This window comes from Pseudomonas sp. MAG733B, assembly GCF_036884845.1.
GTDB lineage: Bacteria > Pseudomonadota > Gammaproteobacteria > Pseudomonadales > Pseudomonadaceae > Aquipseudomonas.
Window position 1 is genome coordinate 6,400,099 of record NZ_CP145732.1, and the last position, 17,416, is coordinate 6,417,514.

Annotated in this window: 15 protein-coding genes; 8 read left to right on the forward strand and 7 right to left on the reverse strand. The window is 61.2% G+C overall.

Annotated elements, in window-relative coordinates:
* Positions 1–73: 73 nt before the first annotated feature.
* On the reverse strand, positions 74–2,590 hold the full coding sequence (gene hrpB, locus V6Z53_RS29355) for an ATP-dependent helicase HrpB (protein WP_338583259.1): 2,517 nt from the start codon (positions 2,588–2,590) through the stop codon (positions 74–76).
* 109 nt (positions 2,591–2,699) lie between these two features.
* Here hrpB and V6Z53_RS29360 point away from each other — a divergent pair, with 109 nt between their 5' ends.
* Entirely contained in the window at positions 2,700–3,119 is a 420-nt protein-coding gene (locus tag V6Z53_RS29360) for a polyribonucleotide nucleotidyltransferase (protein ID WP_338583261.1), read from the forward strand.
* A gap of 29 nt (positions 3,120–3,148) precedes the next feature.
* Positions 3,149–4,054, forward strand: a complete 906-nt coding sequence (locus V6Z53_RS29365) for a cation diffusion facilitator family transporter (RefSeq protein ID WP_338583263.1) — start codon at positions 3,149–3,151, stop codon at positions 4,052–4,054.
* Here V6Z53_RS29365 and V6Z53_RS29370 read toward each other — a convergent pair.
* Entirely contained in the window at positions 4,039–5,121 is a 1,083-nt protein-coding gene (locus tag V6Z53_RS29370; protein ID WP_338583264.1) for a DUF6515 family protein, read from the reverse strand. The two genes, V6Z53_RS29365 and V6Z53_RS29370, sit on opposite strands and share 16 nt — an antisense overlap.
* A gap of 566 nt (positions 5,122–5,687) precedes the next feature.
* Between V6Z53_RS29370 and V6Z53_RS29375 the strand changes: the two genes are divergently transcribed.
* Together V6Z53_RS29375 and V6Z53_RS29380 are read left to right on the forward strand one after the other, a co-directional pair.
* Positions 5,688–6,167 (forward strand): Lrp/AsnC family transcriptional regulator, encoded by a 480-nt coding sequence (locus V6Z53_RS29375; RefSeq protein ID WP_056855781.1) that lies wholly within the window; start codon positions 5,688–5,690, stop codon positions 6,165–6,167.
* 206 nt (positions 6,168–6,373) lie between these two features.
* Positions 6,374–6,583, forward strand: coding sequence for a DUF2788 domain-containing protein (locus V6Z53_RS29380; RefSeq protein WP_093229943.1), 210 nt, complete (start codon positions 6,374–6,376; stop codon positions 6,581–6,583).
* On the opposite strand, the gene V6Z53_RS29385 is transcribed toward V6Z53_RS29380, so the two are convergent.
* The 4 genes from V6Z53_RS29385 to V6Z53_RS29400 all read right to left on the reverse strand — a co-directional run bounded on the left by V6Z53_RS29385 (position 6,578) and on the right by V6Z53_RS29400 (position 13,054).
* On the reverse strand, positions 6,578–7,213 hold the full coding sequence (locus V6Z53_RS29385; RefSeq protein ID WP_338583267.1) for a pseudouridine synthase: 636 nt from the start codon (positions 7,211–7,213) through the stop codon (positions 6,578–6,580). The genes V6Z53_RS29380 and V6Z53_RS29385 overlap by 6 nt on opposite strands.
* Positions 7,214–7,284: 71 nt before the next feature.
* Positions 7,285–8,784 carry an AMP nucleosidase gene (amn, locus tag V6Z53_RS29390; RefSeq protein ID WP_338583268.1) on the reverse strand — a complete coding sequence of 500 codons (1,500 nt, stop codon included), beginning with the start codon at positions 8,782–8,784 and terminating at the stop codon, positions 7,285–7,287.
* A 161-nt stretch (positions 8,785–8,945) separates the two neighbouring features.
* On the reverse strand, positions 8,946–10,595 hold the full coding sequence (locus V6Z53_RS29395; protein WP_338583269.1) for an acyl-CoA dehydrogenase family protein: 1,650 nt from the start codon (positions 10,593–10,595) through the stop codon (positions 8,946–8,948).
* A gap of 74 nt (positions 10,596–10,669) precedes the next feature.
* On the reverse strand, positions 10,670–13,054 hold the full coding sequence (locus V6Z53_RS29400) for a 7TM diverse intracellular signaling domain-containing protein (protein WP_338583271.1): 2,385 nt from the start codon (positions 13,052–13,054) through the stop codon (positions 10,670–10,672).
* A 302-nt stretch (positions 13,055–13,356) separates the two neighbouring features.
* On the opposite strand from V6Z53_RS29400, the gene V6Z53_RS29405 reads away from it, so the two are divergent.
* The 4 genes from V6Z53_RS29405 (at position 13,357) to V6Z53_RS29420 (ending at position 16,883) form a co-directional block, all read left to right on the forward strand.
* Positions 13,357–14,154 carry a hydroxymethylpyrimidine/phosphomethylpyrimidine kinase gene (locus V6Z53_RS29405; protein WP_008052407.1) on the forward strand — a complete coding sequence of 266 codons (798 nt, stop codon included), beginning with the start codon at positions 13,357–13,359 and terminating at the stop codon, positions 14,152–14,154.
* A 31-nt stretch (positions 14,155–14,185) separates the two neighbouring features.
* Complete coding sequence (gene thiE, locus V6Z53_RS29410; protein ID WP_338583273.1) at positions 14,186–14,809, forward strand: thiamine phosphate synthase; 624 nt, start codon at positions 14,186–14,188, stop codon at positions 14,807–14,809.
* 10 nt (positions 14,810–14,819) lie between these two features.
* Positions 14,820–16,103: a glutamate-1-semialdehyde 2,1-aminomutase gene (gene hemL, locus V6Z53_RS29415; protein ID WP_338583275.1), complete on the forward strand. Its 1,284-nt coding sequence runs from the start codon at positions 14,820–14,822 to the stop codon at positions 16,101–16,103.
* 225 nt (positions 16,104–16,328) lie between these two features.
* On the forward strand, positions 16,329–16,883 hold the full coding sequence (locus V6Z53_RS29420; protein ID WP_338583276.1) for a tetratricopeptide repeat protein: 555 nt from the start codon (positions 16,329–16,331) through the stop codon (positions 16,881–16,883).
* 172 nt (positions 16,884–17,055) lie between these two features.
* On the opposite strand, the gene V6Z53_RS29425 is transcribed toward V6Z53_RS29420, so the two are convergent.
* Positions 17,056–17,385: a DUF1820 family protein gene (locus V6Z53_RS29425; RefSeq protein WP_077045543.1), complete on the reverse strand. Its 330-nt coding sequence runs from the start codon at positions 17,383–17,385 to the stop codon at positions 17,056–17,058.
* Positions 17,386–17,416: the final 31 nt, after the last annotated feature.

Below are 17,416 nucleotides of genomic sequence, written 5' to 3' on the forward strand. Positions count from 1 at the left end.
TTTTACGCGTTATCGTTTACCACCATCGTCGGAACGCCGCCCGGAGCAGGCTCGCTCCTACAGGGGACGTGGTTTACTTGCGCGGTTTGATGCGTGCCGTGGCTTCGGCCACCAACGGATCATCCGGCCAATAGTGTTTCGGATACCGCCCCTTCAAATCCTTCTTCACCTCGGCGTACGTGCTGCGCCAGAAGTTCGCCAAATCCTGGGTCACCTGCACCGGCCGCCGCGCCGGGGACAGCAAGTGCAGCTTGACCACTTGCCGGCCACCGGCGATGCGCGGGGTTTCGGCCAGGCCGAACAACTCCTGCAAGCGCACCGCGAGGATCGGTGGCTGCTCGCTGTAATCCAAACGAATCGAAGAGCCCGACGGCACGCTCAAATGGTGCGGCGCCAACTCGTCGAGCCGTTGCGGCAGCGGCCATGGCAGCAGGTTGTGGACGATGCTCGACAGGTCGAGGTTGGCGAAGTGGCTGAGCCGCGAGACCTTGCCCAGGTACGGCATCAACCAGTGTTCAAGGCTTTTTAGCAGCGCAGCGTCGCTGACGTCCGGCCATTCGCTCTCGCCCTTGCCGGCCAGATCCAGCTGGCGCAACAACGCCACCCGCGCCTGCCACTGGCGCAGCTCCGGCGTCCACGGCAACAGCTCCAGGCCTTTGCGTCGCACCAGATTCACCAACGCCTGACTGCGAGCGGTTTCGTCGAGACCGGTCAGCGGTTCGCGGCTGAGGATCAGCTCGCCGACCTTGCGCTGACGCTCGGCACGCAACACGCCTTCGCGTTCGTCCCAATCCAGTTGATCGACGCAGCGCACCTGCTCCGCCAACACCGAATCGAACAGCGCCGGATCAAAATCCGCCGCCAGATAAATCCGTTCTTCGCGCTGTCCCTGACGACTGCCGAGGTCGGCGATCACCAGCCACGGCTGCTTCATCAAACTGTCCGCCTCGGCGAACAACGCAGCGCGACCGTTGGCCAAGCGATATTCGGCGCCACCGGCACGACGTTGCTGAGCGACGCGATCCGGATAAGCCAACGCCAGCAACGCGCCGAGCCAGCGCGGATGGTCGGGATCGCTGACCGGTTCCGACGCCTTGCCACGCAAATAACCGCGATACTGCCGCGCCAGTTGCCGGGCTCGCTGCACTCCGCCCTGCGCGCCGCGCGCGGCCCGTTCTTCGCCAGACAACAACACCAGCCGACTGTGCAGATCCGCGCCAGCGCCGCGCAAAATATCGCGTTCGCCGAGCAACGCCGCGACATCGCAAGCCATGTCCGCCAACCCCAGCGCCTGGCCGCGCAACAACAAATGGCCGATGCGTGGATGCGCCGGCAATTCGGCCATGGCCTGACCGTGGCGGGTCAGCGCTTCGCCTTCGAGGGCGCCCAAGCGTTCGAGCAAATCCTGCGCTTGTGCATACGCGGCGGCGGGCGGCACGTCGAGCCACACCAGTTGCCCGGGCGTTACGCCCCAACGTCCGAGTTGCAAGGCCAGCCCGGCCAAGTCCGCCGAAAGAATTTCCGCGCTGCCGTACGCCGCCAATTGTTCGTGCTGATCCTGCGACCACAAGCGATAACACACGCCCGGTTCCAGTCGCCCGGCCCGGCCCGCTCGCTGCGTGGCGCTGGCTTTGGAAATACGCTGCGTGTCGAGGCGGGTCATGCCGCTGCCGGGGTCGAAACGCGGCACCCGCGCCAGCCCGGCATCGATCACCACGCGCACGCCGTCGATGGTCAGGCTGGTCTCGGCGATGTTGGTGGCCAGCACCACTTTGCGTTTGCCCGCTGGCGCCGGATCGATCGCCGCACGTTGCGCGGCGAGGTCCAGTTCACCGTGCAACGGGCAGAGCAAAATCTGTGTGCTATCGCCCAGTGCATCGGCCAGTTGTTGATGCACACGCCGAATTTCCGCCTGCCCCGGCAGGAACACCAGCACGCTGCCGGTTTCGTCGTTCAGGGCTTCAAGGATGGTTTGCACCAAGCGTGGTTCGATGAATTCACCGGGCTGAAATGGTCGGCCCCAGCGCATCGCCACCGGGTACATGCGGCCTTCGCTGCGCAAAATCGGCGCGTCGTCGAGCAACCCAGCCAAGCGTTCGCCTTCGAGAGTGGCCGACATCAACAGGATTTTAAGCGGCTGATCGTCGCGGAACAGCTCCCGGCCATTGAGGCTCAGGGCCAGCGCCAGATCGGCATCGAGGCTGCGTTCGTGGAATTCATCGAAGATCAGCAGCCCCACGCCGTCCAGTGCCGGGTCATCCTGCAAGCGCCGAGTGAGAATGCCTTCGGTGACCACTTCGATACGGGTGTTGGGGCCAACCTTGCTGTCGAGACGAATGCGATAACCCACGGTTTCGCCAACCTTCTCGCCCAACTCACTGGCCAACCGCTCCGCCGCCGCCCGCGCCGCCAGGCGACGCGGCTCCAGCATCAGAATGGTCTGCCCGGCCAGCCACGGTTCATTGAGCAAGGCCAAAGGCACGCGGGTGGTTTTACCGGCACCGGGCGGCGCTTCGAGCACGGCTTCGTGACGTGTAGCGAGGGCTTCACGCAGGGCGGGTAAAACTTCATCGATCGGCAAAGAAATCATGCTGGCTCCAAAACAGAGGGCCGAGTATAACGGCGAACTGCCGGGCGTTCGTCAGGGTCTTAATTAGTACCGACGACGTTTCGTTTCCAGATGATCCAGGAGATTTCATATGCGTATTCCCTTTCGCCTGATTGGCGGTGTTCTGGTTGCAACCTTGCTGACTCAACTGACCGCGTGCGGCTCGATTTTCTACCCGGACCGTCGTGGCCAGATCGACGGCAAGATCGACCCGGCGATTGCCGTACTCGATGCCGTGGGCCTGCTGTTCTACATCGTTCCCGGCCTGATTGCGTTTGCCGTGGACTTCGCCACCGGCGCGATTTATTTCGCACCGGGCGAGACAGCCCAGGTCTCCCCGGAAAAACTCCAGGAAGCCATCGGTGCCGACGGCAAGGTCGATAACCTCAAGTTGCAGACTATTCTGGAACGTGAAACGGGCCGCAGCCTGCCGCTGGACGATCCACGTTTGATCCAGCACAAAGGCAGCACTCAGCAACTGGCCCTGCTTGGCCTGCAACCCGCCGCGTAATCGGTGCACTTGAAGGAATAGCCGCACTCATGATTTCCAGCTCCGAACACGCCCGCCTGCTGCGGCTGGCGACCCGTGCCTCGGTGGCGGTGGCCTGCACGCTGATCGTCGCCAAAGCCATCGCCTGGTGGTTGAGCGGCTCGGTGAGCATGCTCGCCGGGTTGACCGACTCGGCGCTCGACGGCGTGACTTCGCTGCTCAACCTGCTGGCGGTGCACTACGCGTTGCGCCCGGCTGATGATGATCATCGCTATGGACACGGCAAGGCCGAGTCGCTGGCCGGCATGGCGCAGGCGTTGTTCATCGGCGGCAGTGCGGTGCTGATTGCGTTGCAGGCGTTCGACCGGCTGAAGCATCCGGAACCGGTGGGCGCACCGTGGATCAGCATTGGCGTGATTGTCTTCTCGCTGGGCCTGACCCTGGCGTTGCTGATGTTGCAGCATCGGGTGGTCAAGGCCACGGGGTCCAACGCTGTGCGCGCCGATTCGTTGCACTACCGCTCGGACATGCTGCTCAACGGCAGCATTCTGGTCGCGTTGGTGTTGACGGGGTTTGGCTGGCATCAGGTCGATGCGTGGTTCGGTTTGGGAATTGCCGCGTACATCCTCTGGAGCGCAGTAACGATCGCCCGGGAAAGTTTTGCGGTGTTGATGGACGAAGAACTGCCGCCGGATGTCAGCCAGCACATGCTGGAACTGGCTTGCAGCGTGCCGGGGGTTTTGGGCGCACATGACCTGCGCACACGGATTTCCGGCAACCAGTGGTTTGTGCAATTGCATCTGGAATTGCCGGGGGAGCTGACCCTGTCAGTCGCCCACGGCATCAGCGATCAAGCCGCCGATGCCATTCACAGCGCCTATCCGCGAGCCGAAGTGCTGGTGCACGCCGACCCGCAGGAAGTGGTGAAAGCCGCCAGGGCTCAGAAGCTGACCTGATAACCGCGACTGCTCAGGCAGTTGCCCTGGGCCTGGCGATAGTTCTGCACCACCGAAGGGTCCGGTTGATAGGTCGCGGTTCGCGGGTCGAAACCACTCTGCTGCACCGCGTATTGATAGCACTCGTAACCGTCCTGATTGACCTGTTCCTGAGACTGGCCGTTGGCCGGATACGCTTCTACGTCATAACCGCCGCTGGCGGATTGCGCCGGCTGTTGCGGTTGCAGGCTGCCCACCGGCGGCTCGACCACGACGTAATCCTGAGTGTTTTCCTGATAGGCGTAATACGAGCCCGCCGCCAGGAACAACACCGACCCGCCGATCAAGACTTGCTCGGCGTAATCCGGCAAGTAGCGAACCCGAATCCCGCGTGGTGGTTCGACCACCACATAACGTGGGCCCAGCGGGCGATACCAGTAACCGCCGGAATAGAAATAATCCATGCCTCGGTAAGGCACGCGGTACTCACGGCCCGGGAAGCGGTCGATCACATGCCCCGGCCGGTACTGCGGGCCAGGCCCCCAGCCATTGCCGTGGCCGCTCGGACGACCTTGCCACTGGTTGTTGCCATTGGACGACGGTGCGCCGATGTAGCCATTCCAGTGCTGATTGGGGTCATTGCGTCGCGGTTGGTCCTGATAGTAACCACGCCGCGGCTCCTGAGTTTGCTGCACAGCGTCCGGTCGAGGCTGAATCGGCAGGTCATTGGCCGGCAGCTGCGGTGGCGGAGGTGGTGAGCGCACCCGACTGTTGTAGTCTGGCGGTGGACGGTTCTGCGATTGGCCGTTGTTCTGGTTTTGGTTCTGGCCGTTGTGCTCGAACTGGCGGCTGTTGTCGCCACGAATGACGTCGTTGTTCTGCGGACGCGGCTGATTCTGTTGCTGGCCGTTCTGCGGGCGCGGCTGATTGTTACCGCCATGCCCCTGATTATTGTTGCCCTGATGACCACCGTCGCCGTGCGGCCCACCGTCGGGGCCACGGTTCTGCGGCTCGTCGGCCAGCGATTGCGCAGTGACACTGACACACAGCAAACCAACACCGGCCAAACGCCAGATGCGCGACTTCATGCTTTTCCTCACTGTGAGCTAGGACTGTTGGGGGCAAACTCTGTAGGAGCGAGCCTGCTCGCGATGGACTCAAGCTCAACGCATTTATCCAGAAAGCACGCGTCATCGTTAACGACCATCGCGAGCAGGCTCGCTCCTACATTTAAGCGAACTGCACATGTACGTAAGACTGGAAATGCACAGGCCGGTTCTGCCACAGGTTATCAGTCGCGAAACTTATTTATTGAGGGGCGGCAGTAAATTACAGGCAAGAAAAAGGGGAGACCCGTCGGCCTCCCCTTGAGAACTTCGTCCGTGCTCGATGCTTGTGGCATCGGCTCACCTCACGCCGTCTTCTGGACAGTGTGTAGCTCGGGGGCCTGCGCATCCCCGGTGGGGGGGCGGCCGCGACTGGCCTGATTGGGCGAGCCGCACTGGACTGTTTGTCCGAGCAGTGATTCTGGTGATAAGAATAGGCTCGACGTGCCGGCAGATGATTGCGAAGATTGCTGAAATAAACATCACTTGCGCAATTTTTAACCCTGGATAGATAATCTGCCGCAATAGATATGACAAGGGACCGTTTGATGAGCAAACTCGACCGATATGACCTGAGTATTTTGGCTGAATTGCAGCGCGATGCGCGCATCTCCAATCAGGAGCTGGCCGAACGCATCGGCCTGTCACCTTCGCCCTGCTCACGTCGGGTCAAGCAACTGGAGGACGACGGCTACATCTCCCGTCAGGTCGCCCTGCTCGACCGCAAGATGCTCGGCCTGAGCCTGACGGCTTACGTGCTGATCGGCATGGACCGGCATACGCCGGAGCGTTTCGAGAATTTCGAACAGGCCATCCGCACCTTGCCGCAAGTACTGGAATGCAGCCTGGTGACCGGGATGGATGCCGACTATCAGCTCAAGGTCGTGGTGCCGGACATGGACCATTACCAGAAACTGCTCCTGGGGCATTTGACCCGGATTGAAGGTGTGACCAGTGTGCGGTCGAGTTTTGTGCTGAACCAGGTGTTGAACAGCACTGAGTTGCCGTTGACTCATCTGCGCAGCTGAGGACGCCATCGCGAGCAAGCTTTGCTCCTACAGATCTGATGCGGATTCGTGACCAACGTAAACCTGTAGGAGCAAGGCTTGCCCGCGATGGGGCCGGCACAGGCGACGAATAGCTGCGACACACCGCCGCAGGTCAATACTGCACTCAGCCTGCCGGGCGTATACTTCCCGCGCCCTTTTAGCCTCGCCTGCGCTGGAGAAGTTCGATGGATCCTGCAGTATTCGAAGAGTGGATGATGACCGGACTGGTCAGCATCCTGATCATTTTCATGGGTTTCATCGTCTGGGATCTGGCGAAGAAGTCCAAGGCCGGGCGTTTTGGCTCGTTCATTCTGTTCTTCGTGCTAGGCCTTGGCGTGGCGGCGTTCGTGATTAAGAGCGTGGTGATCGGCCTGATTGAATCCGGCTCGTTATAAGCGCGCCGGCACTTCTTTCCACTGGCCCTGATCGAGCCCATCGATGGTCCAGTCACCGATCCTGACCCGCACCAGCCGCAACGTCGGCAAGCCGACCGCCGCGGTCATGCGCCGCACCTGACGGTTGCGTCCTTCGCGAATGATCAACTCCAGCCAACTGGTCGGCACGCTTTTACGAAAGCGGACTGGCGGGTTGCGTGGCCACAGTTCAGGCTCATCCAGTTGCCGCGCCTCGGCGGGCAGGGTCATGCCGTCGTTCAACTCCACGCCATCACGCAAACGCTGAAGCTGCTCGGCGCTCGGCTCGCCTTCCACCTGCACCCAATAAGTCTTGGCCAGTTTGTGCTTGGGGTCGGCGATGCGTGCCTGAAGCTGACCATCGTTGGTCAACAGCAGCAAACCTTCGCTGTCGCGATCCAGCCGTCCGGCCGGATAAATCCCCGGAATCTCGATGTAATCCTTGAGTGTCGCGCGCCCTTCGCCGTCGCTGAATTGCGTCAGCACATCGAACGGTTTGTTGAACAGGATCAGCTTCGGCTCCGCTGGCGGCGCCTTGGCGACACGACGCGTGGCTGAAGGAGAAGGGTTCGCGCCAGGACGGCGGGAAACGGGACGTTGAGGACGGGACATGGCGAAGAGAACATCTAGCGGTCAGGGCTGCTAATGCTAGTGCCCCAACCGCCAAATGACCATGACAACCGTTAGCGGAACGGCGGTTCGTCGAAGCTGCGCAGTTTGCGCGAGTGCAGCGAGTTGAGCTCGGTACGCAGCAGATCCACCGCTTCGATACCGATCTTCAAGTGCTGGCTGACCGCGCGCTCATAGAACGCGTTGGCCGAACCCGGCAACTTGATTTCGCTGTGCAGCGGCTTGTCCGAGACGCAGAGCAATGTGCCATACGGCACCCGCAAGCGATAACCCTGGGCGGCGATGGTGCCGCTTTCCATGTCCACCGCCACGGCGCGGGACAGGTTGATCAGCGGCCGTTCCTGGGCCCAGCGCAATTCCCAGTTACGGTCGTCGTAGGTCAGCACGGTGCCGGTACGCAGGCGTTTCTTCAGCTCGTCGCCCTTCTCGCCAGTGATGTTCGCCGCCGCTTGTTGCAAAGCCATCTGCACTTCGGCCAAGGCCGGGATCGGAATATTTGGCGGCACCACGCGGTCAAGAATCCCGTCGCGACGCATGTAAGCGTGGGCCAGCACGTAATCGCCAATTGTCTGCGACTGACGCAACCCGCCGCAGTGGCCGATCATCAGCCAGCAATGCGGACGCAGCACCGCCAGGTGATCGGTGATGTTCTTGGCATTGGACGGGCCAACGCCGATGTTCACCAGCGTCACGCCGTGGCCGTCGGTGGCGATCAGGTGATAGGCCGGCATCTGGTAACGGTGCCAGACCACACCAGCGGCGATGGCCGATGCCTCGCCGTGATCCATGCTCTTTTCGATGATCACGTTGCCCGGCAACACCATGCGCACGAAACGTGGATCGCTGCGCAACTGCTCCAGACCATGGACGATGAACTGGTCGACGTAGCGGTGATAGTTGGTCAGCAGGATCCACGGCTGCACATGACGCCAGTCGCTGCCGGTGTAATGCACCAATCGGCGCAGGGAGAAATCCACCCGCGCCGCGTCAAACAAGGCCAGCGGCAGCGGATCGGTGTTTTCCCAGTCGTACAAACCGTCGGCAATGCCGTCGGTCGCGGCCGACAGGTCGGTACTCGGGAATACCCGCGCCAGCACGGCAGCGGTAACGCCGGAGCCGGCCAGTTCATCGCCCTGCTCGACCACATACGGATAAGGAATGTTCTGCACGCTGACACCGACTTCGACGGTCACGGTGAAGTCGTGCATCAAAGGAACCAGCTGTTCCAGCAAGTATTTACGGAAAGCCGCTGGATGAGTGACGGTGACGCTGTAGGTGCCTGGCAACTGGACCTTGGCGTAGGCGCGGGTGGTCTGCGGGACTTCGCCCTGGCAATGATAGGTCAGGCGCAATTCGGGATAACGGAACAATGCCCGCTGCTCGGCATCCGGCTCGACGCGATCCTTGAGATAACGCTTGAGCGCCTGATTCAGCGCGGTGGTTGCACGATTGTGCAAGAGCGCAAGCCGATCCACGGCTTGCTCGGCGGTTTGAACGACAATAAAAGCTTCGGTCACGATCAGCATCCTGTGTTCTGACTTGCAGACCTTCATCTTGCCTGCATCGCTGCGTCACGGGAACAGTGGCATTTACTGTGTACTGAGAATAACTGTGGGAGCGAGCTTGCTCGCGATGACGATCTGACATTCAACATATGTGTTGACTGTCACGCCGCCATCGCGAGCAAGCTCGCTCCCACAGGGTTTTGTGGTGGTCAGTAGTTCTGTGGACTCGAACGGGCGACGATGGCTTCCACATCCAACCCACGCGGCAACGCACCGTAAACCCGGCCACCGCCATTCAGGCGACTGGCAATAAAGGCATCACTGACCAGCGAATTCCCCGCCTCCAGCAACAGCTTGGCCTGCAACCCAAGCGCAATGTCTTCAGTCAATTGCCGCGCGCGATACTGAATGTCGCTGGTGTCCTTGAACGCCGCCTGCAATTGATGGATATGCGCAGCCAGGCGCTTGTCACCATGGCCATCACCCAACTCGCTGAACAACGCATCCAGCACACCCGATTCTTTCGACAAGGCCCGCAGTACGTCGAGGCATTGCACGTTGCCGGAACCTTCCCACGTCGAATTGACCGGTGCCTCGCGATACAGACGCGGCAGGATGCTGTCTTCGACATACCCCGCCCCGCCCATGCACTCGGCAGCTTCGTTGATCATGGCCGGCGCGCGTTTGCAGATCCAGTATTTGCCCACCGCCGTCACCAGCCGGGCGAATTTCGCTTCCTGCGAATCGTCCAGATGATCCAGCGCCCGGCCCATGCGCAGGCTCAACGCCAGCGCGGCTTCGCTTTCCAGCGCCAGATCCGCCAGCACGTTCTGCATCAACGGCTGTTCACTGAGCAACTTGCCGCCGACCGAGCGGTGAGCGCAGTGATGGCTGGCCTGGGTCAGCGCCTGGCGCATCAGGGAACTGGAACCGACCATGCAATCGAAGCGAGTCATGGCGACCATTTCGATGATGGTCGGAACCCCACGCCCCTCTTCGCCGACCATCCACGCCAGCGCGCCCCGGAACTCCACTTCGCTGGACGCGTTGGAGCAGTTGCCGAGTTTGTTCTTCAAACGCTGGATGTAGAACTGATTGCGCGTGTCGTCCGGACGATGGCGCGGCAGCAGGAAACAGGTCAGGCCCTTGTCGGTCTGCGCCAGGGTCAGGAAGGCATCGCACATCGGCGCCGAACAGAACCACTTGTGGCCCACCAGTTCATACGCCTGGCCCGGACCGCTGGCGCCCACCGGATAAGCCTTGGTGGTGTTGGCCCGCACGTCGGTGCCGCCCTGTTTCTCGGTCATGGCCATGCCAATGGTGACCCCGGCCTTGTGGGCCATGCCGACATTGCGCGGGTCGTATTCGGTGGCGAGGATCTTCGGCAGCCATTTTTCCGCCAGATCCGGTTGCAAGCGCATCGCCGGGACGCTGGCGAAGGTCATGGTCAGCGGGCAGCCGCTGCCGGCTTCGGCCTGGCTGTGCAGGTAAGTCATGGAGGCGCGGGCGACGTGGGCGCCGTCCTGCGGATGAGCCCAGGGCAATGAAGTCAGGCCATGCTCGACCGCCGTACGCATCAGTTCGTGATAGGCCGGATGAAACTCCACCAGATCAATACGATGACCGTAGCGGTCATGGCTGCTGAACACCGGTTTATTCTGGTTGGCCAAAAAACCCGCTTCCATCAACGGCCCGCCGGCCAGTGCGCCGTAAGCGTCGATCCGCGATTCGGCCCAACCGGCCCCGAAGCGCCGCGACCACTCCTGCAATGGCAAGTCGATGCGATACAGGTTGGCGCCATCCAGTGACGGCGGCTGGTTGGTGACTTCGTGGGTTTCGGCGAACTGATGCAGGTTCATGACAGGGCTCCTTTGGTCAGCCAAGGGAGTTCAGTTAAGCACCGCCCCATGACCGATCAAAGTGTCATACACGCCTAAATGTCGGCGCTTTCGCCCTGCTTTGGACAGAGCACCCGGCGATAGAGTGCAGCCTGCAAGTCTTCGAATTTTACCGGTTTGCTCAGATGATCGATCAGCGCGCCGGTCGGGCAACGCTCCCGATCCACGCCCAGGGCGATCACGAATACCGGCAATTCGGCGCAGCCGGGCAAGGCGCGGATCTGGCAGCAAACCGACACGCCGTCCAGCGGCTGCAGATCGCAATCGAGCAATACCGCGTCAAAGCTTTCATGCTGCAGGAAATCCAGCGCAGCTCTGCCGGTATCAGCGGTACGCACCCGGAACCCGAGCTTGAGCAACATGCCGCGCATCACCAATTGATTGATGTTGTTGTCATCCACCAGCAGCACGGTGCAATCCTGCGGCAGTCGCAGGCGCGGAAAGTCCCGAGTCATGAAAGGCGCTGACGGAACCTCGACGGCCGGGACTTCGAACTCGACGTCGAGTTGGAAGCGACTGCCACGCCCGGGCTCGGAGCGGTGCGTCAGGCGGCCACCGAGCAATTCCACCAGTTGCCGGCAGATCGCCAGGCCGACACCCAGTCCGCCGTATTCGCGGGTCATCGAACTGTCGAGTTGGAAGAACCGCTGATACATCGTCGCCTCGCCCAGATCGGTAAAACCGATCCCGGTGTCGATCACCGCAAAGGACAACGCCAGGCGATCGGGATTGACCGTTTTGCCGGTCACCCGCAGCGCCAAGCCACCGACCCGGGTGAACTTGATGGCGTTATCCAACAGGCACTCCAGGCATTGCGCCAACTTGGCGCTGTCGCCGTGCAAGCGATCCGGCACGCCCGGTGCCACGTCGACCTTGAAGTCCAGCGACTTGCTCGACGCATTGCCGTCGAACTGCACGCGCAACGCCTCGACCACGCCGCGCAGACTGAAGGTCGACGGGGTGGCCTTGAGCTTGCCGGCCTGCAACTCGGTCAGCGTGAGGATGCCGTTGACCATGCGCATCATGTCCCGCGCCGAGCCGGCGGCCGTTTGCTGGTATTGCTCAAGCTCCGGGTCCATTTCAACGGTTTGCATCAGCTCCAGCGAACCGATCACACCGTTCATCGGCGTGCGCAATTCATGGGTCAGGGTCGCGAGGAATTCATCCTTGAGCTGGTTACTGCGCGCCAGTTGCTGGTTGAGGACTTCGAGTTTTTGCCCGGCGTCGAGCAGGGTTTGCGCCTGCTGCTCGCGCATGGCGTTGATGCGGTCGGCCAGCGCCAGGGACAGCAACGCCACTTCGATGGCCGAGCCGATCTGGCTGGAGTACATGGTCAGGAACACGTTCGGCAGATAACCCAGCACCATCAGGGTATTGACGATGCCGCCAAGCAGGAACGCCGACCAGGCAATGATGAAATAACGCGCAACCCGCAGCCCACGCAGCCAGGCGAATATCCCCGCGGCAAAAATCACCACGGTGAAGGTCAGCGCCAGGGCCGTTGCCAGACGCAAGGCCAAGGCATAACTGGTCATCAGCGACAGGCCGACCACCAACGCACTGAACGCCACCAACGCCAGCAACAATCGGTCAAGCCAGCGACTGTGGGTGGCCGTCTGCAAAAAGCTGCGAGCGAACTGGCTGCCGAACAGTCCGGCACAGCCGATGAAAAACGGCGTCGCCGCATTGGCCCACCAGGGATTGTTCGGCCAGAAGTACTGCACGGCCGCGCCGTTCACCGACAACTGATACAGACCGAACGAGGCGATGTAGAAGATGTAATAGAGGTAACTGGTGTCGCGCACGCTGAGGTAGATGAACAGGTTGTAGACCAGCATCCCCAGCAACACACCGTAGATCAGGCCCAGTACATACAGCCGAATGGGCTGTTCTTCGAGGTACGCGGTGCTCGACCATAACGTCACCGGCGCCTGGATCGAGCCTTGGCTTTGTAGGCGCAGGTACACGGTTTGCGCTTGGCCGGGGGTGAAATCGAGGCTGAACAGATAGTTGTTCTGGCGGATCTCGCGAGTGGCGAACGGCAAGGCATCGCCGGTCTGGCGAACCGATTGATAGTTGCCGGCCGAATCAGGCAAGTACAGGTCGAGGTGATCGAGGGGCGGATAGGCCAGTTCCAGCAGCCAGGTCCGTTGCGCCGCCGGGTTGGTCGGGCGGTATTGCAGGTCGATCTTCAGCCAGAACACTGAACGCGAGTATCCGGCATTGAGGGTGGCTTTATCGTGGGCTTTGAAGTTACCGGTTGCTGCTTGCGCACGCACATCCGCGATGGTCGCATGGCCACCGGCGTCTTCGAACACTTGCAGGGATCGGCCCAGGGGGAGGCTTTGAGTGAACTCATCGAATTCGACGGCGCTCGCCAACAAGGGCAAACACAATAGCAACATCAGCAAATAGCGCATTTATGCCCCAGCGTGGCCTGTCCGGTCCTGTCAGGAAGCCCCCCATTCCTTTTGAGTAGACGTAAAACCGGTGTTACCTGTTATTGGTTTGGATCCACTCTAGCATAGCCGTTGATGGCCATTGAGCACTATAGAAATTTTTCTTACAAAGGCTCTAGAACGGGCGTTCCAGCGAAGATATTTGAGATAGAGCTGTTGAGTCGGTCAGATCGCGAAAACACCGCGAAAACGCCGCTGTTTTCCTGTTCCGAGTTTATGGGTCGGCCCCCGAAAAAAGATGTTTGGTGGTAAGCTCGCGCACCATGAATATCTACAGCTCTCGCCCCGTTGTCCTCTGTCTCTCCGGCCACGACCCAAGTGGTGGCGCCGGCTTGCAGGCAGATATCGAAGCCCTGCTCGCTCAGGGTTGCCATGCGGCTCCGGCCGTCACCGCCCTGACCGTGCAAGACACCGTCAATGTCACTGACTTTCGCGTCCTCGACCGTGAGTGGGTGTTGGCCCAGGCCAATGCCGTGCTCAACGACTCCGAAGTCGCTGCCGTCAAACTGGGCATGCTCGGTTCCCTGGAAATGGTCGACACCGTAGTCGAACTGCTCTCGGCGCACCCGCACTTGCCAGTGGTCTGCGACCCGGTGCTGCGCGCCGGCGGTGGCGGACGATTGGGCAAGGACGAAGTCGGCTACGCCATGCGCGAACGCCTGCTGCCCCTGTCGATCATTGCGACCCCTAACCTTCCCGAAGCCCGGATCCTCGCCGAACTGCCTGAAGGCACGGCGGACGAGTGCGCTGAAAAACTCCTGCCGTTCGTCAAACACCTGCTGATCACCGGCGGGCATGGCGACGAAACCGAAATCCACAATCGCCTGTACAGCCGCGACGGCTTGCGCGAAACCTACACCTGCCAGCGTCTGCCGGGCAGCTATCACGGTTCCGGCTGCACCCTGGCCAGCGCGCTGGCCGGTCGTCTGGCCCAGGGCGAAAACCTCGCCAGCGCCGTACAGACTGCACTTAACTACACGTGGCGCACCCTGCGTGATGCCGAGCAGTTGGGCAAAGGTCAGTTCGTGCCGCGCCGCCTGCCACTGGACTTCTGTTCGTAACTTCAATGAGTGATGCGGTGAGGCTTGCCTGATGAAACTACGTGGCCTGTACGCCATTACCGACAGCCAGCTACTGGCCGGTAGATTTCTTTCGTACGTGGAGGCGGCGCTGGAAGGCGGCGTCACCCTGCTGCAATACCGCGACAAGAGCAGCGACGAGGCCCGTCGTCTGCGCGAGGCCGAAGCCCTGCGCGATTTGTGTGAACGCTACAAGACCCAGTTGATCATCAATGACGACGCCGAGCTGGCTGCTCGCCTGAACGTCGGCGTGCACCTGGGCCAGACCGACGGCCCACTGTCGCCGACTCGCGCCCTGCTCGGTTCCAAAGCGATCATCGGCTCGACCTGCCACGCGCAAATCGAACTGGCTGAGCAAGCCACAAAAGAAGGCGCCAGTTACGTCGCCTTCGGCCGCTTCTTCAATTCCAACACCAAGCCCGGCGCGCCGACCTGTAGTCTCGAACTGCTCGACCAGGCCCGCCAGCAATTGCATCTGCCGATCTGCGCGATTGGCGGCATCACCCTGGACAACGCCGCCCCGCTGGTGGCCCATGGGGTCGACCTGCTGGCCGTGGTGCACGGCCTGTTTGGCGCAGAGAACACGGCTGAAGTGACCCGTCGTGCCCGCGCCTTCAATGAATTATTCAAAGTCTGAGAACCCGATCATGTCTCGTTCCGAAACCCTGTTTGCCAATGCCCAGAAACACATCCCCGGTGGGGTGAACTCCCCAGTCCGCGCGTTCAAGAGCGTGGGCGGCACGCCGTTGTTCTTCAAACACGCCGAAGGCGCCTACGTCACTGACGAAGACGACAAACGTTATGTGGATTACGTCGGTTCCTGGGGCCCGATGATTCTCGGCCACAGCCATCCAGACGTTTTGAACGCAGTGCGCAAGCAACTGGAACACGGCCTGTCCTACGGCGCACCGACCGAGATGGAAACCCAGATGGCTGATCTGGTCTGCTCGCTCGTGCCGTCGATGGAGATGGTTCGCATGGTCAGCTCCGGCACCGAAGCGACCATGAGTGCGATCCGCCTGGCCCGTGGTTTCACCGGTCGCGACAGCATCATCAAGTTCGAAGGCTGCTACCACGGTCACTCCGACAGCCTGCTCGTCAAGGCCGGTTCCGGTGCCTTGACCCAAGGCGTGCCGAGCTCGGCCGGTGTGCCGGCGGCGTTTGCCAAACACACTTTGACCTTGCCGTTCAACGACATCGATGCCGTTGAAGCGATGCTCGCCGAAGTCGGCCGGGACGTGGCCTGCATTATCGTCGAGCCGGTCGCCGGCAACATGAACTGCGTACCGCCAGCCCCAGGCTTCCTCGAAGGCCTGCGTACCCTGTGCGACAAGCACGGCGTGGTGTTGATCTTCGACGAAGTGATGACCGGTTTCCGTGTCGCCCTCGGCGGCGCCCAAGCTCATTACGGCGTGACGCCGGACCTGACTACTTTCGGCAAGATCATCGGCGGCGGCATGCCGGTCGGCTGCTTCGGCGGCAAACGCGAAATCATGCAGCGCATCGCACCGCTGGGCCCGGTCTACCAGGCCGGTACGCTGTCGGGTAACCCGCTGGCGATGGCGGCTGGCCTGACCACCCTGCGCCTGATCAGCCGTCCGGGCTTCCACGCCGAGCTGACCGACTACACCACTCGCCTGCTCGATGGCGTGCAAGTGCGCGCCGATGCGGCGGGCATTCCGTTCGTGACGACTCAGGCTGGCGGTATGTTCGGCCTGTACTTCAGCGGTGCCGATGACATCGTGACGTTCGAAGACGTCATGGCCAGCGACGCCGCCCTGTTCGGCCGCTTCTTCCACCTGATGCTGGAAGGCGGTGTGTACCTGGCACCGAGCGCGTTCGAAGCCGGCTTCACCTCGATCGCCCATGGCGAAGCCGAGCTGAAACTGACCCTGGATGCAGCCGAGCGCGCATTCGCTGCATTGAAATAACGCTGTACCGCTGACGTTGGCCATTGCCAGCGTCAGCTTTTACCTACACTCCCGCGATTTTTCCGACTCATCTGCCAACAATTGCCCGCAAAGTGAGCGATATATTTCCCGCGCAGCAGAAAAACGAGTAAAGACTTTGTAAGGTTGGCCCTGCTTATTTCATAATGCGCGCTTATTGGATCCCCTCGATGGGTCCGCGCGCCCTTCAGAGGTAAGTCGATTCCCATGAACCGCACCGGCCGCGCCCTTTCACTGGGCTGCCTGTTGCTCCTTCAGCCCCTGCTCGCGCTCGCACAAGCAGGCGGTAACTCGTTGTTAATCCCAGCGATGGGTCGCTGCACCCTCAATACCCAGCCGCAAGACCTGGCACAGGCGCTCGCCGCCTGCCAGAAAGCGTCGGATGAAGGGGATGCCCAAGCGCAATACGAGTTGGGTGAGTTCTACTACGAAGGCAAAAATGCGCCGCGCGACCTCAATCAAGCCCTGAGCTACTTCGAAAAGGCCTCACTGCAAGGCCACGCCCAGGCGCAATTCAAACTCGGCACCATGTTCTTCCACGGCGAAGGCGTCCCGGCCAATAACGTTCAGGCTTACATTCTGCTGAAGATGGCTGCGGTCAATGGCGCTGAAGATGCACTGGACACCGCCGACGAAGTCACCGAGAAAATGCCTCGCCAGGAACTGGAAGTCGCCACTCAGGTGCTCGGGCAGATCTTTCGCAAGTATCTGATGGAATTGCAGAGCGCCGATGGGCGTACGCCTTTCTCACCGCTGCCTTAAATAGAACGGGGCCCCCTGTGGCGAGGGAGCTTGCTCCCGCTGGGGTGCGAAGCGGCCCTAAACCCTGCAATCACACTCTGCCTGACACACCGCCTGTTTCGGTATTGCGCCCGCTTCGCAGGCGAACGGAGCAAGCTCCCTCGCCACAACAAGCTTCTCTAGCCTAAGCTCATTACTTCTCAGGCATCGGCACCGGAAACGGCATCACATTGCCCACCGCACCGCGGGCTTCGCTGATTTTCGGCGTGCCCAGGCGCTCGACTTCATCGATGCGCACGATCGAATGCATCGGCACGAAACTGCGCACGACTCCTTCGAATTGCGCCTTGAGCTTCTCTTCGCTCGGGTCGACGACCACTTGCGTGCGCTCGCCAAAGACGAACTCTTCCACTTCCAGAAAGCCCCACAGATCACTTTGATAGATCTGCTTGGCGTACATTTCGAACACCTGGCCCTGGTTGAGGAAAATCACCTTGTAGATTGGAGCTTCACGTTTGGTCATGGTGGGCGAGCAACACATCGGGGGATAAAAA